This window comes from uncultured Desulfovibrio sp. (assembly GCF_944324935.1).
Lineage (GTDB): Bacteria > Desulfobacterota > Desulfovibrionia > Desulfovibrionales > Desulfovibrionaceae > Desulfovibrio.
Genome location: NZ_CALUYG010000012.1, coordinates 1 through 22683, shown reverse-complemented (window position 1 = coordinate 22683; position 22683 = coordinate 1). Strand labels below are relative to the sequence as shown.

22 protein-coding genes are annotated in these 22683 nt (G+C 64.5%); 2 read left to right on the top strand and 20 right to left on the bottom strand.

Features of this window, described 5'->3' with window-relative positions; all coding sequences use genetic code 11:
• Position 1: 1 nt before the first annotated feature.
• From Q0J54_RS04310 to efp, 6 genes are all read right to left on the bottom strand, one after another.
• Entirely contained in the window at positions 2-523 is a 522-nt protein-coding gene (locus Q0J54_RS04310) for a hypothetical protein (RefSeq protein ID WP_296304190.1), read from the bottom strand.
• 11 nt (positions 524-534) lie between these two features.
• Positions 535-1158, bottom strand: a complete 624-nt coding sequence (gene rdgC, locus Q0J54_RS04305; protein ID WP_296304189.1) for a recombination-associated protein RdgC — start codon at positions 1156-1158, stop codon at positions 535-537.
• 110 nt (positions 1159-1268) lie between these two features.
• The gene (locus tag Q0J54_RS04300) at positions 1269-1925 is read right to left on the bottom strand and encodes an HAD hydrolase-like protein (RefSeq protein ID WP_296304188.1); all 657 of its coding nucleotides are present in this window, start codon (positions 1923-1925) and stop codon (positions 1269-1271) included.
• 233 nt (positions 1926-2158) lie between these two features.
• Complete coding sequence (gene lolA, locus Q0J54_RS04295) at positions 2159-2839, bottom strand: outer membrane lipoprotein chaperone LolA (protein ID WP_296304187.1); 681 nt, start codon at positions 2837-2839, stop codon at positions 2159-2161.
• A 261-nt stretch (positions 2840-3100) separates the two neighbouring features.
• The gene (locus tag Q0J54_RS04290) at positions 3101-5992 is read right to left on the bottom strand and encodes a DNA translocase FtsK 4TM domain-containing protein (protein ID WP_296304186.1); all 2892 of its coding nucleotides are present in this window, start codon (positions 5990-5992) and stop codon (positions 3101-3103) included.
• Positions 5993-6007: 15 nt separating this feature from the next.
• Positions 6008-6565: an elongation factor P gene (gene efp, locus Q0J54_RS04285; protein ID WP_296304185.1), complete on the bottom strand. Its 558-nt coding sequence runs from the start codon at positions 6563-6565 to the stop codon at positions 6008-6010.
• Between the two features lie 137 nt (positions 6566-6702).
• Between efp and yihA the strand changes: the two genes are divergently transcribed.
• Entirely contained in the window at positions 6703-7305 is a 603-nt protein-coding gene (yihA, locus tag Q0J54_RS04280) for a ribosome biogenesis GTP-binding protein YihA/YsxC (protein WP_296304184.1), read from the top strand.
• A gap of 133 nt (positions 7306-7438) precedes the next feature.
• Here yihA and Q0J54_RS04275 read toward each other — a convergent pair whose 3' ends face one another.
• The 13 genes from Q0J54_RS04275 to Q0J54_RS04215 all read right to left on the bottom strand — a co-directional run bounded on the left by Q0J54_RS04275 (position 7439) and on the right by Q0J54_RS04215 (position 19443).
• Positions 7439-8869, bottom strand: a complete 1431-nt coding sequence (locus Q0J54_RS04275; protein ID WP_296304183.1) for a cation diffusion facilitator family transporter — start codon at positions 8867-8869, stop codon at positions 7439-7441.
• 64 nt (positions 8870-8933) lie between these two features.
• A complete protein-coding gene (locus tag Q0J54_RS04270; RefSeq protein WP_296304182.1) occupies positions 8934-9665 on the bottom strand; it encodes an outer membrane protein assembly factor BamD in 732 nt (243 codons plus the stop codon).
• Positions 9658-10584 carry a thioredoxin-disulfide reductase gene (gene trxB, locus Q0J54_RS04265; protein ID WP_296304181.1) on the bottom strand — a complete coding sequence of 309 codons (927 nt, stop codon included), beginning with the start codon at positions 10582-10584 and terminating at the stop codon, positions 9658-9660. The genes Q0J54_RS04270 and trxB overlap by 8 nt, the downstream gene beginning before the upstream one ends.
• Positions 10581-10904, bottom strand: coding sequence for a thioredoxin (trxA, locus tag Q0J54_RS04260; protein ID WP_296304180.1), 324 nt, complete (start codon positions 10902-10904; stop codon positions 10581-10583). Before trxA ends, trxB begins: the two co-directional genes overlap by 4 nt.
• A 103-nt stretch (positions 10905-11007) precedes the next feature.
• A complete protein-coding gene (gene tsaD, locus Q0J54_RS04255; protein ID WP_296304178.1) occupies positions 11008-12081 on the bottom strand; it encodes a tRNA (adenosine(37)-N6)-threonylcarbamoyltransferase complex transferase subunit TsaD in 1074 nt (357 codons plus the stop codon).
• Between the two features lie 889 nt (positions 12082-12970).
• Positions 12971-13981 carry a class 1 fructose-bisphosphatase gene (fbp, locus tag Q0J54_RS04250; RefSeq protein WP_296304177.1) on the bottom strand — a complete coding sequence of 337 codons (1011 nt, stop codon included), beginning with the start codon at positions 13979-13981 and terminating at the stop codon, positions 12971-12973.
• Between the two features lie 35 nt (positions 13982-14016).
• Positions 14017-15486, bottom strand: a complete 1470-nt coding sequence (locus tag Q0J54_RS04245; protein WP_296304175.1) for a hypothetical protein — start codon at positions 15484-15486, stop codon at positions 14017-14019.
• 18 nt (positions 15487-15504) lie between these two features.
• On the bottom strand, positions 15505-16623 hold the full coding sequence (locus Q0J54_RS04240) for a tetratricopeptide repeat protein (RefSeq protein ID WP_296304174.1): 1119 nt from the start codon (positions 16621-16623) through the stop codon (positions 15505-15507).
• On the bottom strand, positions 16604-16927 hold the full coding sequence (locus Q0J54_RS04235; RefSeq protein ID WP_296304173.1) for a septum formation initiator family protein: 324 nt from the start codon (positions 16925-16927) through the stop codon (positions 16604-16606). Before Q0J54_RS04235 ends, Q0J54_RS04240 begins: the two co-directional genes overlap by 20 nt.
• A complete protein-coding gene (locus tag Q0J54_RS04230) occupies positions 16928-17113 on the bottom strand; it encodes a hypothetical protein (RefSeq protein ID WP_296304172.1) in 186 nt (61 codons plus the stop codon). It lies immediately after the preceding gene.
• A 7-nt stretch (positions 17114-17120) separates the two neighbouring features.
• Complete coding sequence (gene pgsA / locus Q0J54_RS04225) at positions 17121-17711, bottom strand: CDP-diacylglycerol--glycerol-3-phosphate 3-phosphatidyltransferase (RefSeq protein WP_296304170.1); 591 nt, start codon at positions 17709-17711, stop codon at positions 17121-17123.
• Between the two features lie 114 nt (positions 17712-17825).
• Positions 17826-18734: an Mrp/NBP35 family ATP-binding protein gene (locus tag Q0J54_RS04220; RefSeq protein WP_296304169.1), complete on the bottom strand. Its 909-nt coding sequence runs from the start codon at positions 18732-18734 to the stop codon at positions 17826-17828.
• A 25-nt stretch (positions 18735-18759) separates the two neighbouring features.
• A complete protein-coding gene (locus tag Q0J54_RS04215) occupies positions 18760-19443 on the bottom strand; it encodes a protein-L-isoaspartate(D-aspartate) O-methyltransferase (RefSeq protein WP_296304168.1) in 684 nt (227 codons plus the stop codon).
• Between the two features lie 158 nt (positions 19444-19601).
• On the opposite strand from Q0J54_RS04215, the gene Q0J54_RS04210 reads away from it, so the two are divergent.
• The gene (locus Q0J54_RS04210) at positions 19602-20921 is read left to right on the top strand and encodes a M23 family metallopeptidase (RefSeq protein WP_296304167.1); all 1320 of its coding nucleotides are present in this window, start codon (positions 19602-19604) and stop codon (positions 20919-20921) included.
• A 76-nt stretch (positions 20922-20997) separates the two neighbouring features.
• On the opposite strand, the gene aspA is transcribed toward Q0J54_RS04210, so the two are convergent.
• A complete protein-coding gene (gene aspA / locus Q0J54_RS04205) occupies positions 20998-22404 on the bottom strand; it encodes an aspartate ammonia-lyase (protein WP_296304166.1) in 1407 nt (468 codons plus the stop codon).
• Between the last annotated feature and the right edge of the window lie 279 nt (positions 22405-22683).

Below are 22683 nucleotides of genomic sequence, written 5' to 3'. Positions count from 1 at the left end.
GCTATTCCGTACGGGTCATCCACTGCCGCATATCGTTGACTTCCCGCAGCCAGTCCGCGGACAGACGCAGCCGCAGGAAACGCTGGAACAGGCTGTCCAGCAGGCCGGTGCAGACTTCCAGCAGATAGATCTTTTCCAGCAGCAGCGCGTCGGGATCGTCATCGTCGCCGCTTTTTTCGATCTTCGGCGTCTTCAAACTGTTCAGGCTGAAATCCTCGGCCCGCAGGCTGACCTGAAAGGCCAGCTCGTCCTTTTCCAGGCGTACCAGCGCGCGGGAGACCTTCTTGCCCGTGCCCAGCCCGAAGCGGGCTTCCCGCAGGGGGGAAAGCGCCCCGGAGACCGACGCGGTCTCCTGCGCCTCGCCCTCGCCGCCCTGTACCACGATGCGCTGTTCCATGCTCACGGCAAAGGGCGCGCCCGTGGCGTCCACAAAGGCGCCGGGGGCCACGTCGCTCTGATACCAGAGCCAGGTGAGGAATTCCTTGCCGAGGATGCTGTCCGTGGAGTCGCTGATGGTGCTCATGGGTGTTCTCCTCAGGCGTTGACGGCAAATTCCGTGGGTTCCATGCGGTCAAGGCGGCTCATGGCCTCCTCGTCCAGCAGGGTCTCGGCCAGACTGTACGGCGTGAGCTGCTCCAGGTGCACCTCAAAACTCAGGAGGAAGAATTCCATGAACAGATCGATCATCCTGTTCTGGGTGGACGCGAACCAGACCTCGTTCTTCGCCGTGTTCCAGATGACGTTGAATTCAGCCGGCACGGGCAAAAAGCGCTGTCGCAGCCGCAAAAGCACCTGTTCCTTCAGCTCTTTCTTGCGTTCGCGGGAAATGAAGTTCTTGCCCTGCGCCTGCATGCGTTCCTTTTCCTCGCGCAGGGCCAGCGCCAGATGCTTCTTGACCACGCCCGCCGGGATGCGCCGCGTGTCCAGCCGCAGCGAAAAGACGAAATAGGCGCCCTTCTGCGGCGGCGCCGTGCGCCATGCGCTGTCCAGCATATCCTCGAAGCAGACCCAGCCGTGCGCCTGCATCTCCGGCAGCTCGTCGATGTCCTGAAAGGCGTACTGCCGGAGCTTGTCAGGGATGGCGCTCCATTGCTCGTCAGTCAGACTGTCCAGCACGCGAAAGCGCGTGAAACTGCAACTGGAATTGGCAAAACCCATATTCTGTCCTCCGCTTGCGGCGGTTGAGTAGACGTCCGGTCCGGTCGCGCATGACGGAACCGCCCTCCTGTTGTACGCAGGCACGGGACGTCTGGCAAGGCATCCCGTCCTCAGGACGGCAGCAGCAGGCGGCGCAGCGCCTTCACCGAGTCGCACACATAGTCCGCGCCCGCTCCCGTCAGTTCCTCGCGGCTGCCGTAGCCGTACAGCACGCCCGCACAGGGCAGGCCCACGGCATGCGCCCCTTCCACATCATGGTGGCGGTCGCCGATCATAAGGGGACGGGCCCCCGGCGGCAGGGCCGCCAGTCCCAGCGCATAGCGCAGCACATCCGTCTTGTCGTGCCGCGGGCCGTCCAGTTCCGCGCCGGCCAGCACCGTAAGATACGGCAACAGGCCGAAATGTTCCACGATGGTCCGGGCAAAGGGCTCGGGCTTGGCCGTGGCCAGATGCGCGCGCACGCCCGCGGCGGTCAGCGCGGCCAGCAGATCGCTTATGCCGTCGTAGACGCTGTTCTCGAGCATGCCCCGCTCCCGATAATATTCCCGGTAGATGCGCAGGGCCGTTCGCGCCTTGTCCGGCTCACCCGGAAAATAGACGGCAAAGGACTCCAGCAGCGGCGGCCCGATGAAAAACGTCAGGCTCTCGCGCGGCGGCCGAAGGCCAAAATGCGCCAGCGCCAGTTGTACGCCATTGAGGATGCCGGGCGCGGAATCCGTCAGCGTGCCGTCCAGATCAAAAAAACAATCCGTAAAGGGTGTGGTCATGGTCTCTCATCTACGCTGCGCTGCGGCACGATGTGCTCGGTTTTTTGGGGGAGGGGATCCCCAAGCCTCCCACCCTTCCCCCAGCGCGCTTTTATCTGGGGGGAGGTGGGGCATGCTGTAGGCTTTCCCGCAAAACTCAGAACCTCACGGGCATCAACAGCAGAGGCCGTGCAGGAAGAAAGGGAGCGGAAAAACCGCGGTTTTTCCGCGAAGCGACAGGCCGAAAAAATGCACTAATTGAACAGTTCGCGTTCCGGGACGGCATCCTTTTCCCTGCGGTCTTCCACTTCCACGCCCTTGGGCGGGGTGAAGCTGAAGACAGAGGCGGGCACGCCGCTGTTGGACTTGAAGTCCACGAAACGCACGTCGTTATGATTGCCGTAAAAGTCGATGATGTCCGCACGGCGGATGAGGTAATCGTTCTCCACCCAGATGAGAGCCTCCACCATCTGCGGGCTGGGGTCCTTGGGATAGAGGCGCACCTTGCGCAGGCCGCCTTCCCTGCCCTCTTCCGCAAGGTCGAAGTCCCGGTCAAGATTGGACTGGCCGGTGAGCACCTGGATGATGCTGCGCGAATCCTGCACGAGGTCCGGCGGATAGCGGTAGGCCAGCTCCTCATCGGGCAGGTAATCCCAGATCTCCTTTTCCGTGACCACGAGGGTCTCGGGCGTGGGGGCTTCCGTTTCCCAGCGGATGAGCAGCGGTTTCTTGAAGCGCAGGGTCCCCTTGCGCTTTTCCACATTGCCGCTTTCCTTGTGGGTCAGGGTCTGTTCAAAGGTGGCCGTGAAGTTTTGCAGACTGTCGTAACGCTTGCGGATGCCGCTCACGATGTCGGACGGCGCTGCCTGTGCGATGGCCGTCATGGCCGCCAGCAGCAGAAGGGAACACAAGAGCGGAAAAATGCGTTGCCGCATGGGATTTCTCCTTTTTGGACGTGAAGACTCGAATACGGACGGCGCGACGGACTCCCCGGCTGACGCACGGGCCATGTCCGCGCCGCTGCGGACGCGGGCCTTGCGCCGCAAGGCCGCCGCCCTCTTCCGCTGTACGCAAAAAGTCCGGCAGGAGCAAGCGCGAGGGGCGCGCCTTTGCCATGCCCTGCCGGCGCAAGTGGGGACAAAGGCAAAAGCGCGCTGGGGATGACTCCCCCTCCCCCAGGCAAACTGTCCTGGCCCCTATTTGACCACGGATCGCGGTTTGCTGCCGGAGGCGGGGCCGATGATGCCGTCCTGTTCCAGCTGTTCCATGATGCGGGCGGCGCGGTTGAAGCCGATGTTGAAGCGTCGTTGCACCAGCGAGATGGAGGCCTTGCCCTGTTCGGTCACGAAGGCCTGTACGGCCGGATAGACGGGGTCGTTGGCCGCATTGCCGCCGCCCCCGGCGCGTCCGGCCCCCGGCCCTGCGGCTTCCAGTCCCCAGGAGGCAAAGTCCACCTTGTAGGAGGGGCTGAGGTGGCGCTTCCAGTACTGGACGACGTTGTGGACTTCCTCGTCGCTGACGAAGGGCCCGTGCAGGCGCTGCAACTGGCCGCCGCTGGGCTTGAAGAGCATGTCGCCACGGCCGAGCAGATGCTCCGCGCCGGCCTGATCGAGGATGGTGCGCGAGTCGTGCACCGAGGCCACCTGGAAGGAGATGCGACAGGGGAAGTTTGCCTTGATGAGACCGGTCACCACGTTGACGCTGGGCCGCTGGGTGGCCAGAATCATATGGATGCCCGAGGCGCGGGCCAGCTGCGCCAGCCGCACGATGCTGGTCTCCACCTCGCGGCCGGCCGTGAGCATGAGGTCGGCCAGCTCGTCGATGACGATGACCAGATAGCTCATGGGCTCCAGATCGCGCAGATCGTCCGGCAGGGCATCACCGTAGGAGGCCAGCTTCTGATTGTAGCCGGCGATGTTGCGCACGCCCAGACGGGCCATGGCGTCGTAGCGGCTGTCCATCTCGTGCACGGCCCAGTCCAGCGCGTTCTTGGCGTCGGACATCTCCTTGACCACAGGATGCACGAGGTGCGGCTCATCCGCATAGACGGCCATTTCGATGCGCTTGGGGTCCACCAGCAAGAGCTGCATCTCCGAAGGCTGCGTACGGTACAGCAAACTCAGCAAGATGCCATTGAGGCACACGCTCTTGCCCGCGCCGGTGGCCCCGGCCACCAGCAGATGCGGCATCTTGGCCAGGTCGGCCAGCACGGGCCGTCCGGCAATGTCCTTGCCCAGCACCATAGTCAGCGGTCCGCAGCCCTTGCGGAAGGCCTCGCTGGCCACCAGCTCGCGGAAATTCACAGTCTGCCGCTCGGTATTGGGAATCTCGATGCCCACGGTGTCCTGACCGGGGATGGGGGCCTGGATGCGTACGGCGATGGCCTTGAGGGCCAGCGCAATCTCGCCGCTCAGGTTGGCGATGCGGTTGACGCGCACGCCGGGCGCGGGCCGCACTTCATACATGGTGACCACCGGGCCGGGCGTCACGCGCACGAGCTCCGCCTGGATGTCGAAATCCCGCAGGCAGGCCATGAGCGCCCGGGCACGCGCCGGGTCTTCCACGGGGCGCACGGCGTCCGGCGCAGGCGGCGAAAGCAGGTCAAGGCCCGGCAGCGGCACAGGGGCCTTGCGGCCCAGCACGGCAAGGGTCGTGCGCGCGGCCTGTCTGACCGCATCACCCACCGCCTGTCCGACAGCAGCCGCCGGCGGCGTGTTGGCGGGAGGCGTCGTGACCGGCGGCACGGTGGGGGCATTGGCCGTGACGTCCAGCGGTTCGGCGGCTTCTTCCGCATAGGCATCAGCCAGCAGTTCCGCCGTCGGCCCCACCGGCGGAGCGGATATCTCCGTCGTGCGGAAAGGCTCCGGCTCGGCCGCCGGAATATCCGCCGCCGGGGTTTCGTCCCGCCCGGCGGAGGCGTGAAACTCGGCCGCCATCCCCGTTTGCGCGGGCTGCGCCTCCGGCGGCAGCGGCCTGCCGTCTTCGCCGAACACCTCGGGCACGATGACGCCTTCCGGCGGCAGGAAGGAGGCGGGCGGATGCGGCGCGTCCGTCACCGCGGGAGTCGGCGTCCGTGCCGCGCAATCTTCCGGCGACGACTGCGCCGGCTCAGCCCGCCACGGCATGTCGGCAGGCCCATCGCCGGGCAAAAAGACTTCCGGCGCCCGTTCCTGCGTCACGTCAGGCGTCTCGGGCGCAGCGTCGGTGCGGGCGTCGCGCAGGCGGTTGATCTTGTTGGCGGCCGAGCGCGCCCGTCCGGCAGCCTGATGATTGATGCCGCCATGAGCGGGGCCGTTTTCCTCCGCCGTGTCGTCATAGACCTCCGGCATGGCTTCGTCCGTCAGCGGGCGGATGTTGCCCAGCCGGTCGCGCAGGCGGACAAGAAAGGAAGATTCCCCCACCTCCCGCCTGGTCTTGCGCCGCAGTTCGCGCAGGGCCTGCCCTAGCGCGGCAAGCCGCTCACGGAAGGTACGCGGCGTCTTTTCCGCTTCCCCGGCGGCGTCCCCCTCCTCGCCGGCGCGGAACAGCTCGCCCGCCCGGAACTGCCGCCAGCGCAAGCGCGCCTCGTCCCGCACCAGGGCGGCAAAGGCGAACCACGAGATGTCGAAGCAGAGCTGGAGCCCGATGAGCACCACAAAGATCCAGACCAGGCTGGAGCCCACCGGGCTGAGGTAGCGGCTGGTATTGCCGTGCAGCGCATTGCCCACCATGCCGCCGCCGCTTATGTCCCCCAGGGAGAGCCCCCAGGCCGAGCCGATGACCAGCAGGACCACCGTCAGCAGGAAGGCTCCGCACCAGCGCCACCACGGCAGGGCGTAGGCGGGCGACACATAGGCCGCCCCCAGCGCCGCAAAAAGCACCGGCCAGATATAGGCCCCGATGCCGAACACGTCATTGAGCAGACCGGCGGCATACGCGCCGAAAAGCCCCGCGCTGTTCGCCACGCCGGCATCGCTGCTGACCACATGATTGAGGCTGGGGTCGTTGACATCGAAGGTGACGATGCTGAGCAGCAGCAACAACGACCAGAACAGCAGGAAGAGGCCGAAGAGTTCCCGGCCGAACTTGCGGGGCGTTTCCGTAGCCATGCGTGCGAGGCTCGCCTATTCGCGGCCGAGATATTCCTTGGTACGGGTATCGACCTTGATGCGGTCGCCCACGTTGACGAAGCTCGGCACCTGCACCACCACGCCCGTTTCCAGGGTGGCGGGCTTGGTGACGTTGCTCACGGTATCGCCCTTGGCGGCGGTCTCCGTCGCGGTCACTTCCAGCACCAGGCTCAGGGGGATGTCGATGTCCAGCGGCTTGCCCTTGTAGAGCAATACGCGGCACTGCTGACCGTCCTTGAGGAAGGCGTCCTTGCCGCCGGTGATCTCGGCAGCCATTTCCAGCTGTTCAAAGGTGGTCATGTCCATGAAGACAAGATCCGTGTCCTGATGATACAGGAACTGCATGTCGCGGGTCTCCATGTCGGGCTTGCCCACCTTTTCGCCGGAGCGGAAGGTGATGTCCTGCATGCGGCCGGTCAGGATGTTACGCAGCTTGGTGCGCACCATGGCCCCGCCCTTGCCGGGCTTGAAGTGCTGAAAGTCCACGATTTCGTAGGGGATCCCTTCAACTTCGATCTTCAGGCCTTTGCGGAAGTCGGTGGTGGAATACATGTCGGGCTTTCTCCTCTTGGCCCGGGCGCGGCGGGGAAAGGCATTTGCCAAACCGCCCGCATCGGGCTACAATGATAGATGGAACTTGGTATTGTGAATCAAGCCTCCCGCCCTGTCAAGCTTGCCCGGAGGAGACCATGCCCCATCTGGTACTCGAACATACCATCTATACCCTGAACCAGCTCCTGAGCATCGAATCGCCCCAGATCGCGCTGGCCGGACGCTCCAATGTGGGCAAATCCTCGCTGATCAACGCCCTCGCCGGCCAGAAAAAGCTGGCCAAGGTCAGCTCCACCCCGGGCAAGACGCGCTCCATCAATTTTTACCGCGTCGAGCCGCAGGGCTACTACCTCGTGGATCTGCCCGGCTACGGCTACGCCCGTGCCAGCCACACCGAACGTCAGGCCTGGGCGAAGCTGCTCGAAAAATATCTTGCCGGGGCCAGCCATCTGCAGGCCCTCGCCCTGTTGCTGGACAGCCGCCTCGAACCCCAGAAACTCGATCTCGAACTCTCCCACTTCGCCCGCGAGTGCCGTCTGGAGATCCTCCCCATCCTCACCAAGGCAGACAAGTGCACCCAGCGGGAACGCGCGGCCCGCGCCGCCCAGTGGCGCGACATCCTCGGCGTCGCCCCGCTCGTCACTTCCTCCAGCAAAAAAACCGGCCTGCGCGAGCTCTGGCAACGTCTCCACCAGACAGCAGGCGTCATGCCGGAAGCCGGCGAAGATACGCCGGCGTGATGTGAGTTTTTTCTTTTTCGCCGCTGGCCGGCGGCTTCGGCCATGCACCGGGGTTTGGTCGCCTCCCGACGACATCCTTTTTTTCTTTTTTCGCGCCGGCGGCTTCAGCCCGGCATCCGGCGGAAGAAATCATCTAGCCGTTTTCTTCCGGCTCCAGATGGATGCTGATGCGTCCGAGGGAGGGCATGAGCTCGCGGAGCTGCCGTTCGAGGCGGACGGAGAGAGTGTGGGCCTGTTCCACGGAAAGGTCGCGGGCCACGCGGCAGTGGAAGCTGACGCACAGTCCCTGTTCGGCCGTGGCGTAGGCGGAGAAGTTGTGAGCGGCGCGCAGCAGGGGGTCGCGTTCCACGGCCTGCCGGATCTGCTCCCAGGCGGCTTGCGCCTGCGGGGCGGAGGCGGTGAGCCCCCGGCAGGCGGAGATGGCCTCGCGGGGTTCCAGATGGGTCAGCACGTCCTGTACATGGCACTGACGCCGCACCTGCTCCTCGAAATCGCGCACCAGCTGGTGAGCCTGAGCGAAGGGCATGTCCCCGTCCATTTCCACATGCAATTCGATGCGCGCCTCCTTGTCTGTCTGGAACACATGCACGTCATGGACAGCCAGCCCGTGCGCGGCGGCAGCGGCCTGCACCAGCGCAACGGGGTTCCCCGCCGCGGCCGAGGCCAGCATGGGCTCCACATGCACGGTCACATCCGCACCGGGCAGCAGGCTGCTCACGGCCTGCTCGGCCTCGTGGGCCAGCCGGTGCCCTTCGCTGACGCGCACCTGCGGATCCACGCCCACGGTCAGATCCACAAAGGACTGCGGCCCGCTGGTCCGCACGCGGACGCGGCTCACGGCCGTGATGCCGGGAACGCGCGCCACGGCCAGGGCGACGTCGCGCTGTTCGTCCGTCGCGCCGGAGTCCATGAGCGTATTGATGGCGTCGCGGGCCATGTGCACGCTGGAACGGAAGATGATGCAGGCCACGATGAGGGCGGCCACGGTGTCCGCCTGCACGAGCACGGCGTGCACCGGTCCGGGGACCTCCAGCGCCGCCGCCACCCAGACGGCCAGCACGCCCACCAGGACGACGGCCGAGGAGAGGATGTCCGTCGCGAAGTGCAGGGCATCGGCCTCCAGCGCCTGGCTTTTGGTCTCCCGCGCTACTCGCCGCAGCATACGCACGCGGTTGATGTCGACGATCATGGAGATGGCCATGACGGCCGCTCCCCACAGGGAGGGGATCACGGGTTCGCCGCCGTACAGCAGTCTGTCCACGCCCTCATAGACCACCCAGATGCAGATGATGAAGAGGAGCAGCGTTTCCGCGAGGGCGGAGAGGTTTTCCACTTTGCCGTGGCCGTAGGGGTGTCCGCTGTCCGCCGGGCGGCTGGAGATCCGCACGGCGTAGAAGGTCATAATGGCCGCCAGCAGATCGAGCCCGCTGTGCAGGGCTTCGGAGAGGATGCCGAGACTGTTGGTGTAGAGGCCCACCGCCAGCTTGAGCGCGGTCAGCGCCAGCGCCGCCACAACGGAGGCCAGTGCCGCACGATGCTTGGCGGCTGCGTGATCAGTTTGCATGCTTCACCACCGATAAAAAAAGCCCCCGAGGGGGCTTGTTGCCGCAAGGGGCAGGATTCCTGCCCTAGAGCCAATTGAACCAGTTTTTCCATGTGCCTTCGCGCCGCTGCCGCAACTCGTCGGACTGCTCCTCACGATAGTAGAGGTAGGCCGCCTGAGCCTTTTCGCGGGCATGATCCGCCACCTCCGGCACGTCGGCATACGTCGTGATGATATACTCGTACCGCCGCCAGGCCGGGCCGTATTTGCCCATGTGCCAGAAAACGTCGGCTATGTACAGCTCGTGCTCGGCCATGATCTTGCGGCACTCCGCCATTTTTGCCGTGGCGTCCCTGGCATAGGGCGTATCGGGATAGGTCTGCTGGAGCCGGTTGAAGTATTCGTAAGCCTCCTGCACTTCCGTGGTCGCCCGGTCGATGGAGACGAACTGTCCGAGCAGGGACATGCCCGTCTGGTAGAGGACATAGGGGATGGCCTCGTGCCGCGGATGCATGGACTCGAAATCCTTGTAGGATTCGGCGGCCAGGATGTACTCCTTGTCCAGGTAGTAGCAGTCGGCCAGCGCCAGTTCCGCCTCCAGAGTGTAGGGGCTGAACGGGAAGGCGTCACGCAGCTTGATGTACAGCTCCGCCGCGCGCACATAGTTCTTTTCGCTCATGGCCTCATTGCCGGACTCGAAGAGTTCCTGCGCGGTGTCCTCCGGCGGCGGCAGATAGACCATATCGATGATGCCGCAGCCGGAAAGAGTGAAGAGCGACAGGGCCAAGACCAGCGAGCGAAGCAGTGATTTACGCATGGAGCTGTTCCAGGAAGACAAATGCCGCCTGCGCGGCTGTTGCGCCGTCTCCGGCGGCAGTGATGACCTGACGGCACAGCTTGGCGCGCACGTCCCCGGCGGCAAAGATGCCGGGCACGTTGGTACGCATTTCCGCATCCGTCACAATGAAGCCCTGCGCGTCGCGCTCGACGGCGGCGGGCAGGAAGGCCGTACCGGGCTCGAAGCCCACATAGATGAACAGCCCCTGCACATCAAGGCGGCGTTTTTCGCCGGTGTTGACGTTGGAGACGGTCACTCCCTCGAGGGCGTTGTCGCCATGCAGAGCCGTCACGGTGGAGCTGCGCACGATCTCCACCTTGTCCGGCATGGCTTCCAGCTTGTCAAGGTAGATGCGCGCTCCACGGAAGGCGTCGCGCCGGTGAATCACATAGACCCTGGAAGCGAGCTTGGCCAGGTAGAGGGATTCTTCCAGCGCGGAATTGCCCCCGCCCACCACGGCGACGGGTTGTCCGCGGAAGAAGTTGCCGTCGCACAGAGCGCAATAGGAGACACCCTTGCCCTGAAGGTGGCTCTCGCCCTCCACTCCCAGCCGCCGGTGATGCGCGCCGGTGCAGACCACCACGACCTTGCCGGTGACGCTTCCCGTGGACGTCTTGACGGTGAAGGCCCCGGCATGTCCGCTGACCTCCTGCACCGCCTCGCTCGAGCGGGTGACGGTCAGTCCTTCCAGATGCGCCGAAAGGAGATCCGCCAGCTCATAGCCCTTGATGCCCTTGGGAAAGCCGGGATAGTTCTCCAGCTCGGCCGTCTGGAGCACCTGCCCGCCCGCGGCCATCTGTTCGTACAGCATGACCGAGCAGCCGGAACGGGCCAGATAGAGCGCCGCCGTGATGCCGGCGGGGCCGCTGCCGATGACGATGGCGTCCACCGCGCTCATGCCAGGGCCTTGTTGTCAAGGATGGTCTTGATGGCGTCCTTGCTGACGGCGCCCGTCACCTGTTCCACGGCTTCCCCGTTCTTGAAAAGGATGAGGGTCGGGATGGCGCGGATGCCGTATTTACCCGGAGTAACGGGATTTTCATCCACATTCATCTTGCCGATGAGCACGCGGCCCGCGTATTCGGAGGCAAGTTCATCGATGACCGGCCCGAGCGCGCGGCAGGGACCGCACCAGGGCGCCCAGAAGTCAAGCAAAACCGGCTGATCGGACTTCAAAACTTGCATGTCAAAGGTCGCGTCGGTAATCTGTTCAGCCATGGTTTTCCTCCATGTTGTCATGTAGTGTTGACATCGGAATGCGCCGCGCCGTCACAGCGGCCCGGCACACGGTATGACAAGGTAGATTGCCCGTGCCAAAGTGTCAAGCCGTCTGCCGCGGAGGATCATGCAGCAGATCGTCCGGCAGCGGCCGGCCGCGCGGCACGGCCTCCAGCGTCAGGTCATGCCGGCCGCCCGCCCTGGCCAGGAGCCAGCCGGCATAGGCCACCATGCCCGCATTGTCCGTGCAGAGCCTGGGCGACGGCACGACAAGCCGTCCGCCGCGCCGGCGCATGAGTTCCTCGGCCTGCCGCCGCAGATGGCTGTTGGCCGCCACCCCTCCCGCCAGCACCAGCGTTTTCAGGTCGGGATGCCTGTCCAGCGCCCGCCCGGTCTTGATGAGCAGCGTCTCCACGATGGCCTGAGTGTAGGCGGCGCAGCAATCGCGCAGGATGGGCGGGGCCTCTTCAGCGCTTCGCAGCGGTCGCGGCCAGCGGCAGTCCGCGGGAAGGCCGTCCAGAAAGGCGGCGGCCGCGGTCTTCAGGCCGCTGAAGCTGAAATCCAGCGTCTCATTATGCACATAGGGGCGAGGAAAGGCGATGGCTGCGGCATTGCCGCCGGCGGCCAGCTCGTCCATGAGCCGCCCGGCCGGATAGGCCAGCCCCATAAGCTTGCCCGCCTTGTCGAAGGCTTCACCGGCCGCATCGTCCAGCGTCCGGCCCAGCGTGACGAAGGCGTCCGGCCCTTCCATCCGGTACAGATGCGTGTGCCCCCCGGAGACCAGCAGGCCAAGGGCGGGGAAGACCAGCTCCTGCTCCAGCCCCGCCGCCAACAGATGGGCATGCAGGTGATTGACGCCCACAAGGCGCGCCCCGCTGGCCAGCGCAAGCCCCTTGGCAAAGGCCACCCCCACCAGCAGACTGCCCAGCAGGCCCGGGCCGCGCGAGACGGCCACCACGTCCAGATCCGCCGCCGTGCAGCCGTTGCGGGCCATGAGCGTGTCATACAGCGGCCCCATGTAGCGGTAATGCTCCCGTGAGGCCAGCTCCGGCACCACGCCGCCGAACAACGCGTGCATGTCCGCCTGACTGGCCAGCACCGCGTCCAGCAGCCTGCCGTCCTTCACCAGCGCCAGCGCCGTTTCATCACATGAACTTTCTATCCCCAGGCACAACATGTCGGCTCTCTCGCTCCTTTTTCGACGAGCAGTTTTTCCGGGGGAGGGCCTCTGCTCTGTCGATGCGCGCAACACCTGCGGCGCTGCTGTCGCAGCCTTTTTCAAGGGAAGGGGCCCCCCCTTGGCCGGCGCGCACGAGGTTCCCCCCTCCCCCTGCCCCCTCCCCTTCCCCCAATGCGCTTTATCAGGGAAGGTAAAAATTGCGGCGACGCATGAGCCGTCCCTTCGCCTGTCCATCCCCGGTGGGATGGACGTCGGCCTCATTCGGCAATGCGGCGGCGTGCGGCGAAAAACGGGCGTCGTACGGTGAGGAAGGATGGAGTTGCCGGACTCCCTCCTCCCCTCGCCGCCGTTCCGGCGGGTGAGGCGTTCAGTTGCGGCAGTGCCCTTTTCAGAACAGCCCGTCGTTTCGTGGAAAAGTGCGGCCTTCCGCTTCAGGCCGGACTGTGCCGTGCCGCCGCCTCGCGGTTTGCTTTTGGAAAAGGCAAAGCGCTTTACGGCGCGCTGGGGAAGGAAGAATGGTGGGGAAAAAGGGAGCCCCACTCGCGCCAGGGCCTGTCAACACAAATTTTACATCTTATTGCAATGGATAAGGCAAATTATCCATACACGTTTCATTTCCCTTTTGGGGCGGGCCTGCCTCGTGTTCTCGCCCCCCGGTAAAAGCGCGCTGGGGAAGGGATGGGGGCTTTGGGGGGAAGGGGAGCGACCGAATGGCGACCGCGGGCCGTGCCCGTCAGGCGACGAAGGAGCCTTACGGGCATCGACAACGGAGCGAGGGATTCCCCTTCCCCCCAAACAAACAGCAACTGGTGTCAACAGGCCCCAGGCGAAGGGGGCTCCCTCTCCCCGCCAAAACAAGCCGTCCGTCGTGGCGATACGCTTTGCCCTAGGGGCGAGGGTACTTGGCGTAGATGGCTTCCACGGCTTCCACATCCCGCGCGGAGCCGATGAAGAGCGGCGTGCGGGCGTGGAGTTTGTCGGGCTGCCGGTCAAGGATGCGACCGTAACCGTCCGAGGCCTTGCCACGCGCCTGTTCGGCCAGGAAGGCCAGCGGGTTGGCTTCGCACATGAGGCGGAGCTTGCCGCTGGGTTTGGCCTTGTCCGGCGGATACATATAGATGCCGCCGTAGATGAGCGTGCGGTGGAAGTCCGCCACCAGCGAGCCGACATAGCGGGCGGAGTAGTTCTTGCCGTTGGATGCCGGCGCGGTATGGAACCATTCCACGGCTTCGCGCGTGGCCTCATCCCAGTTCTGGCGGTTCCCTTCGTTGACGGAGTAGATATAGCCCTGTTCCGGGATGGTCAGGTCGGGATGCGAGAGCAGGAACTCGCCCACGCCGGGATCGAGGGTGAAGCCGTGCACGCCCTGCCCTGTGCTCAGCACGAGCATGGTGGAGGGGCCGTAGAGCACATAGCCCGCGGCGGCCTGCTTCCAGCCGGGCTGGAGCACTTCCTCGAGGCTCACCTCCCCGCTGTTGCCTTCGGGACGGCGCAGGATGGAGAAGATGGTCCCCACATTGACGTTGACGTCGATGTTGGAGGAGCCGTCCAGCGGATCGAAGATGAGGATGTAGTCCCCCTGCGGGAATTCGGGCCGCACGCGGATGAGATCCGGCTCCTCCTCGCTGGACATGGCGCACAGCGCGCCGCACCGTTCCATGCGGTAGAGCATGATGCGATTGGCGATGTCGTCCAGTTTCTGTACGTTCTCGCCCTGCACGTTGACTTCTCCCGTGCCGCCGAGCACATCCAGCAGCCCCGCCTTGTTGATGCGGAAGGCGATGGACTTGCCGGAGAGGATGAGGTCATACAGCAGGCCGGTGAACTGGCCCGTGGCATGCGGCGACTTCTTTTGATGCAGGAGCAGATGTTCGGTGACCGTGACTTCCGTATTCATGCTTGTTTCTCCTGTCTGCCTCACGACGCGCGACATCACTTGCGCGGCCCGAAGGGGCTGGGACGTCCGCCCGGCAGCGTCGCGGGCCTGGACGGCTCCTCGGGAGCGGCGGGCTTTTCCTCCGCCGCCGTTTCCTGCGCCGCGGCGGGCTGTTCCGCCGGAGCGGCCTTTTCCTCGGGAGCGGGCGCGGCCTTTTCGGCGTCGCCGGCCTGCGCGGGCGCGGCGGCATCCGGCGTGGCCTGCGGTGCGGTATCGGCCGGCGTGTCGGCGGGGGCGGCAGCGCCGTCCTCAGCCGGACGGCTGGGCCGCGGGCCGAAGGGGCTGGGCATCTGGATGGTCGGACGCGGTTCCGGCTTGGGCGCTTCCGGCATCTCCAGCGCTTCGTCGGGGATGTGCAGGCGGCGACGCTGAGGACGACGCACCTGTACGTTTTCGCCCTCGAGCGCCCGCTCCTGCACGCGGGACTTGCGCTCAGGCGCAGGCTGACCGGGTTCAAGCACGGACTGCGAGCTGCCCGGCTGGATGTCATGCGGCTGCTGGGTGGCGCGGATCTCGGCATCCACGGCGCTCAGCGGATCCATCGACTCCTCGGACGCGCCGAACTGCGGGGTGGCGGACGTCGTATCGTCATCCTTCTTCTTGCGTTCAGGCTGCGGCGGTGGCGGCAGCTTTTCCGTGATCTGCGGGAAGAAGGGCGTGCCCTGGTTGACGTCGCCGTTGCCCTCGGGGAAGGAACCGGACTCGACCACGGCAAAGATGAGCGGCAGATTGCCAAGATAGCGGATCTGATAGTAAAAGCTGCCGCGCTCATTGGTGCATGTGCCGCTGGTGCTCTTGCTGGCGACGGTCTCCCAGTCCACTCCGGCCAACGGTGTGGCGGCAAAGTCGTACTTGCCCGGCCAGAGCAGGGCCGCGGGCGACAGGATGACAAGGTCCTCCGGGCTGCTGGAAAACTTGGAGAGCGCCCGCATATCGAAGTGGGCCACCACGATGCCGAGGAAATCCACCCCGTCATACAGGGGGGCGGCCAGCATCACCTCCGGGCCCAGGGGACTTTGCTGCACATAGCCGCGCAGGGCCCGGCTGTTCTGCTTCTTGTCCTCATAGAGCAGCGGGATGAAGTCGAGATTTTTCAGGCTCGGACCGGGCTCATGGCCGAGCAGCGTACCGTCGTACTTGACCCCGGCAAAACCGCTCACCCACGGGTAGTCGGCAAAGAGCTTGTCCAGCCATTCCCGCGTGGGCGCCCTGTCGGCGTTCATCATGGTGCGCTCGAAACGGGAAAGCTCCACATCTATGCCCATCATGCAGGTGGACAGGGCCATGGCCCGCGGCGAAAGATCACCCTTTTCGCTGTAGTCCACCCTGGCCGGCACGCTGACATACGTGTACCACAGATCCTTGGTGGTCTTCCAGGCATTCTTGGTCGGCTGGTAGGAACTGCAGGCGTACAGGGCCAGGCTGCCCGCCAGCACGGTACCGCACAGAAAACTCGTTTTCTTCACGCGCGTCTCTCCCCTGAATCAGTTCTGGGCCCTGGCTTCGACGCGTTCAGCCAGCGCTTCAAGCACATTGATGAGCTTTTCCTTGCCGGGCACGGCATCAAGGGGCTGATCGGTCGCGGCCTCCAGGACGGGTTGCCCCGACAGACGGGCGGACAGCGTCGTGATGCGCTGGCGCAGATCGGCGCGTTCCTCGGGCGTGGCGGCGGCGTTCTCCAGTTCCCGGTAGATGTCCAGCGCGCCGCGCAGGTCGCCCTGTTCGGCCAGCACTTCGGCCATGGAGCGGGTACGCAGGGAGACCCCCTCCCCGCTCTCCTCCGTGCCGCCGTCAGCCTGGGCGGCGGGGGCCACCACCAGCGGGGGGGCGGCGGGAGTCAGCGCATCGGCGGAAGCGACGGGCTGTTCTTCGGCAGAAGCCGCGGCTTCGCCGGCATCCATACCGTCCTCATCGCCGGCAAAGCTGACCGGCATATCCAGCTCGGCGTCGCGCGGCAGGGGCATATCCGCGGGCAGCACGTCGTCATCATTTTCTTCATCCGTGTCGGCATCGGCGGCAAAGGCCTGCCCGACGGGACTGCCTGCGGCGGGCGTCTCCGCGACCGGAGTCTCCGCGGCCGGCGCTGCCGCTTCTTCCGCTGCGACGACCGGTTCCGCAGCGGTCGTGTCAGGTCCCGCCGGCATGGCCGCGAGCACCTTGTCCGCCACCTTGCCGGCGGCCGGGGTCAGTTCGCCGAGCACGGCATCCAGCCCCTTCTCCATGAGCGCGGCGACCGAAATGGGGCCGTAGAGGAAATTGACCGCCATGAGGCGCAGTGCGGCCGACATTTCCGGCGCTTCGCCGGCCGTGCGCAGACACACGGCCCAGGCCTGCCAGAAATGCGCGTAGGAGGAGAACAGGCGGCTCATTTCCCGCACATGGACGGTGCATTCCGCCTGGCGGCCGGCCTTGTAGAGCAGCTCGATGAGAAAGAGGCGGGCCTCCATGTGCTCGGGATGGCGGCTCAACCCGTGCTCCAGCGCGGCCACGGCCTCATCGATCTCGTTACGCGAGGCGTAGAGGTGCGCCAGGGGCAGAAAAACCTTGGAATTGGGCTCCAGCTCCAGAACTTCCTTGTACCATTCAATTTTTTCCGTCATCATCAGCCGTCCCGTTTGCGGCGTCCTTATCGGACGAGAAAAGATAGAGCAACTCGTTTTCCCGGACATAGTGCAGACGTTCGCGGATCATCTTTTCCACATACTGCTTGTCTGTCTGCAAAAGGCGAATTTCCCGGCTCAGGGCGAGGTTTTCCGCGTCGATGCTGGCGATCTCCTGCTCCAGCGAGGCATAGGTATGCTTGAGGTCCCGGTAGACCATGATACCGCCCTCGCCCCAGACCATATGAAAAAACAATACCAGGTTGATGGTCCACAGCGAGATGAGAATGGCGACCCGCGCGACCATCTACTGCAACACCCTGCGCCCGCCGACTCCCATGCTGGGGCGCAATTCGGACAAAAAGACCGCCGTCGCCGTCTCCAGACGACAGACGTCCGCCTCGACCAGCGCCATGCCGTCCACCTGTGCCAGAAAAGCCCGCAGAGCTTCCAGCTCACGGGCAAAAACCTGCTCCAGGCCGCTGTCCTGCATCTGCGGCTCAAGCTCGAGGATCGTCTGTATGCAGTTTTTCAGCCGCAGCTGAAGCTTGCTTGCGTTGCTTTCCATAAAAGCCCATACAATAATTGATACAGGAAAAAATGGACATGAGCATGGCAAGATAGAGCAGCCATTCCCCCAGCCGCCACAGCTCGTGCCCCCAGTAGGGATAATGCAGCGTAAGGGGGATGATGGCGCATATCTGCAGTACCGTCTTGGCCTTGCCGAACTTGTCGGCCGCCAGCACGATGCCTTCGTCCATGGCGATGGCCCGCAGACCGGTCACCACCAGTTCGCGGCACACCATGATGATGACCACCCAGGCCGGCGCCCATCGCAGATGCACGAACATGATGAGCACGGAGCAGATGAGCACCTTGTCCGCCAGAGGATCAAGAAACTTCCCCATGCTCGTAACCATGTTCCGGCGGCGGGCGATATAGCCGTCCACCCAGTCCGTCAGCGAGGCGAAGCCAAAGGCGCAGACCGCCAGGACGCAGAAAACCGGCCCTTCAAAATAGAGCAGAACGATGATCAGCGGCACCAGCAGAATGCGCAGCAGCGTTATCTTGTTGGCAAGGTTCAGCTTCATGGGCAGTTATCGGCTCCGAGAGGAATCGTCCTGACGTAGCATATTTTTCAGCGAGATAAAAGCGGAAATGCGGCATGGCTCCCGGAGGGGCCGCGGCCCCTCCGGGGGGGATCGCTATTCAGCCGGCGGGACGGCCGCCGTACCGGCTTCCGCCGCGGCCGCCACGGCATCGGCCACCTTCAGGAAAGCCTCCCTGGCGGCGCTCTCCTGATCCAGGAAAACCACCGGGACGCCTCTGTCCGCCGAGACCACGGTCACCGGATCCAGCGGGATCTCCCCAAGGAAGGGCACGCCGTAATGGGAGGCGAGCTCCTTGCCGCCGCCCTTTTTGAACAGGTCGATCTCCGTATGGCAGTGCGGACAGACCAGCCCGCTCATGTTCTCCACCACGCCGAGCAGCTTGCCGCCGGCATGATGCAGGAAGTTGATGGCCTTGCGCACATCGGCCAGCGAGATCTCCTGCGGGGTGGTCACGGCCACGCACAGCGCGTCGGGGATGAGCTTGAGCACGGTCATGTGCTCGTCGCCGGTGCCGGGAGGCGAGTCGATGAACAGGAAATCAAGATCGCCCCAGGCCACGTCGGAAAGGAACTGCCGGATGGCCGCCGTCTTCTTGGGGCCGCGCCAGAGGATGGCCGTATTGCGGTCCTGCAAAAGCGAATCCATCGAGATGACGGAAAGATTGCCGTTGTAGCGGGAGGGCACGAGGGCATTGTCCTCGTTCATGTCGATGCCGGACGGCAGTCCCAGCAGATTGGGCACGCTGGGGCCGTGGATGTCCACATCCATGATGCCCACCTTAAAACCCCGGTGGGCCAGCGCGGCGGCCACGTTGACGGTGACCGAGCTCTTGCCCACGCCGCCCTTGCCGCTCATAATGAATATCTTGTGCCGGATGCGCTCCAGACGCCGGGCGATCATCTCGTCCTGCTTGCTCATGGCGCTTTCAAGACAGCCCTCGCCCCCCGGATGCCCTGCCGAGGCGCAGGACGAGGCGGAGGAACAGGAAGAACAGGAAGCCATAGCCTAACTCCTTGCTGCGGCGGATCTACCAGCCGTGGTCGCCCACCAGATCCACGAAGGCGGCCGGGCCGAGATCCGATTCTTCGATGGTGTCCCCGCGGCGCTCCAGGCGCAACAGACGCTGGTTGCGGGGTTTCGTCCCTACAGGGATAAGCAGGATGCCGCCGTCGTCAAGCTGCTGCAACAGCGGCTGAGGGACGACCGGCCCGCCCGCCGTGACGATGATGCGGTCATAGGGCGCGGCATCCGGCAGGCCCAGCGTGCCGTCCCCGAACAGGCTGTGCACGTCGCGCAGCCCCAGGGACTGGAAAAGCCGGCGGGTATGCTGATGCAGCTCGCGCACGCATTCGATGGTGATGACCATACAGCCCAGGGCCGCCAGCACCGCCGTCTGATAGCCGGAGCCCGTCCCCACCTCCAGCACCCGGCAGCCGGGAAAGGTCTCCAGCAGCATGGTCATACGGGCCACGGTGGACGGCTGGGAGATGGTCTGCCCGTAACCTATGGGCAGGGCCGTGTCCTCATAGGCATGGGCGCGCAACGCCTCCTGGACGAAGATGTGCCGGGGCACGCTGTTCATGGCCGCCAGTACGGCCGCATCCCGGATGCCGCGCGCCTCCAGCTCCCGCACCATGCGGGCGCGCTGACGCTTGGGATCCACCCGCACAGGGCGTGGCGAAACGGAGGATGGAGGACCTGGATACTGCATGACACCGACACAAAACAGATTTTACCGTACAAGTCAACGAGGCCCGGCCGTGCGGGCCCGCCCCATGCCGCCGCGGATCTTTCCGCCGCGGCTGCCCCATTCTTGAAAAAATCGGCGAAGTATGCAAGGCTGAAAATCTTGCAGACAAGGAGTGCATCATGCGCAAAAAAGGGGTTTTCTCCTCGGTTCTGATGCTGCTGGTCATCGCGGCACTGGGGGCCGCGGCCTACGTCTTTTTCAAGGATCTCGACGGGCCTGTCGTCACCGTCAGCCCGGAAACGGACCGCATATCGCCGGCAAGCGTACTGACCATCACCATGAGCGACCCCTCGGGCATACGCTCGCTCAGCGTGGGCATCCGTAAAAACAACGTGGTCAACACCATTTTCAGCAAGCATTTCGACCAATACCTCACCGAGCACACGGTGGAAGTGCCCTTCAAGGACGCCGGCCTGCGCGAAGGCGCCTTCGAGCTCGAGATACGTGCCACGGACGCCTCTCTGGCCGGTTTCGGACAGGGCAACACCCGTACCGAGCTGCGTTCCATGCGGCTGGATACCCAGCCGCCGCGCATCTCCGTCAAGACCCTGCCCCCCTATGTGCGCCGCGGAGGCTCCACGGTCATCAAGTACACCATCGATGAGGACGTCGTCGCCAGCGGCGTGCTGGTGGCGGGCTACTTCGTGCCCGGCTACCGGCAGAAGGACGGAAGCTACATCTGCTACTTCCCCTTCCCCTACACCATGACCGCCGTGCAGTACAAGAACGCGGTGGAGATCACGGCCACCGACCTGGCCGGCAATACCACGCGAAACCGCCTGACCGTCATGGCCCTTGAACGCAAGTTCAAGAGTGACAGCATCACCATCAGCGACGACTTTCTTATGAACGTGCAGAACAAGCTGGGGCATCTTGCGCCGCAGGCCTCCTCCCCGCTGGACTGCTACCTGACCATCAACAACAACGTGCGCGCCGCCAATGTGGAGGCCCTGCGCGAACTCAGCCGGGATACCGTGGCCGGGCAGCTCTGGGACGGGACCTTCACCCGCCTGCCCCGCTCCGCGCCCCGCGCGGGCTTTGCCGACCACCGCTTCTTCAGCTATCAGGGCAAACAGGTGGGCGAATCCTACCATCTGGGTTTCGACCTTGCCTCGGTACGCAATGCCGACATCCCCGCCGCCAATAACGGACGCGTCATTTTTGTCGGCGATATGGGCATTTACGGCAATCTTATCATCATCGATCACGGCATGGGGCTCATGTCGCTCTATTCGCATTGCAGCGAAATCAGCGTGAACAAGGGGACCGTGGTCAACAAGGGCGACATCATCGGCAAGACAGGCAGTACCGGCCTGGCTTTCGGCGATCATCTGCACTTCGGCATCCTGGTGGGCGGGGTGGAGGTGACCCCGCTGGAATGGCTGGACGCCAAGTGGATACGCGACAACATCACGGGCCGCCTCAGCGGCGCGCAGTAGCCGGCAGGCAGGCAACGGCAAGGGGGGGACCATCACGGGATGGCCCCCCCTTTTTTCTTCCCCTGTCAGGGCCTGGCTACCTCTTCCATTTCCCGGGCTGGAGCATGTGATCCGGCGCGAGCAGTTCGTCGAGCTGCTCGCGAGTCATCAGGCCGCGCTCCTGCACGATGTCCACAAGAGAACGGCCGCTTTCCAGCGCTTCCCGGGCGATGGAGGCCGACGTCTCATAGCCCAGATAGGGATTGAGCGCCGTCACGATGCCGATGGAATGATAGACCAGCTCCCGGCAGCGCTCACGATTGGCCGTGATGCCGCGGATGCAGTAGTCCACGAGGCTGCGGCAGCCCGCTCCCAGCCGCTTCATGCCGGAAAAGAGAGAATAGGCGATGACCGGCTCCATGACGTTGAGTTCGAGCTGGCCGGCCTCGGCGGCCAGGGTGATGGTCACGTCCTTGCCGATGATGTCGAAACAAATCTGGTTCATAACCTCGGGCATAACCGGATTGACCTTGCCCGGCATGATGGACGATCCGGGCTGGCGCGGCGGGAGATTGATCTCGTTGAAGCCGCAGCGCGGGCCGGAGGAGAGCAGGCGCAGGTCGTTGCATATCTTGGAGATCTTGGTGGCGCAGCGCTTGAGCACCCCGGAAAGCTGCACATAGGCCCCGGTATCGGAGGTGGCCTCCACCATGTTGTCCGCCATTTCCACCGGCACGCCGGACACTTCGCGCAGCTTGCGCGTCACCAGCGCGGCATAGCCCTCGGGGCTGTTGATGCCCGTGCCGATGGCCGTGGCGCCCATGTTGATCTCGGCAATGAGGTTGCGGGCCTCGCCCACGCGCATCATGTCCTCGCGGATGGTCTCGGCATAGGCCGCGAACTCCATGCCCAGCGTCATGGGGACGGCATCCTGCAACTGGGTGCGCCCCATCTTGATGACGTCGTGGAACTCCTCCGCCTTGTCGGCCAGCGCCTGCCGCAGGTAGTCCATATCCCCGATGAGCTGGGTCAGCTTGGCGTAGAGGGCGATGCGGATGGCCGTGGGGTACACGTCGTTGGTGGACTGCGAGCGGTTCACGTCATTGTTGGGATGGCAGTACTGATACTCCCCCTTCTTGTGTCCCATGATCTCCAGCGCCCGGTTGGCGATGACCTCATTGGCGTTCATGTTGCATGAGGTCCCCGCGCCCCCCTGGAAGACATCCACAGGGAACTGATCGTCGAACTTGCCGGCCACCACCTCGTCGCAGGCCTTGCAGATGGCCTCGCATTTTTCCTGCGACAGGACGCCGAGCTCGCAGTTGGCCAGGGCGGCCGCCTTCTTCACGCAGGCCATGCCCTGGATGAACTTGCTGAGGATGGAGATGCTGATGCCGGAGATCTTGAAATTCTCCACGGCCCGGTACGTCTGGATGCCGTAATAGATGTCGGCGGGGATATCCAGCTCCCCAAGAAAATCGTGTTCCTTGCGTGTCTCGCTCATGCTCGATCCTTTCGATGCGTGGCTGAAGTGACGGAAAGGCGGCTGCCTCTCCTCTCCGCAATCTACCCGCACCGTCGCCGCAAGGCAACGTGCCGCATGATGGGGGATATTCGTTTTTCTGTGGGGGGAAGGGGAGGCCCCCGCCTCGCGCGGGCGGACCTCCCCATCCCCCCACACCCCCCAACCCCTCCCCGGCGCACGTTAGGGTCAGGACTCATTAAAGGTAAAAAATGACAATGGCAGCAATATGGATTGCCGAAAGGAATGTATGGGCACAGC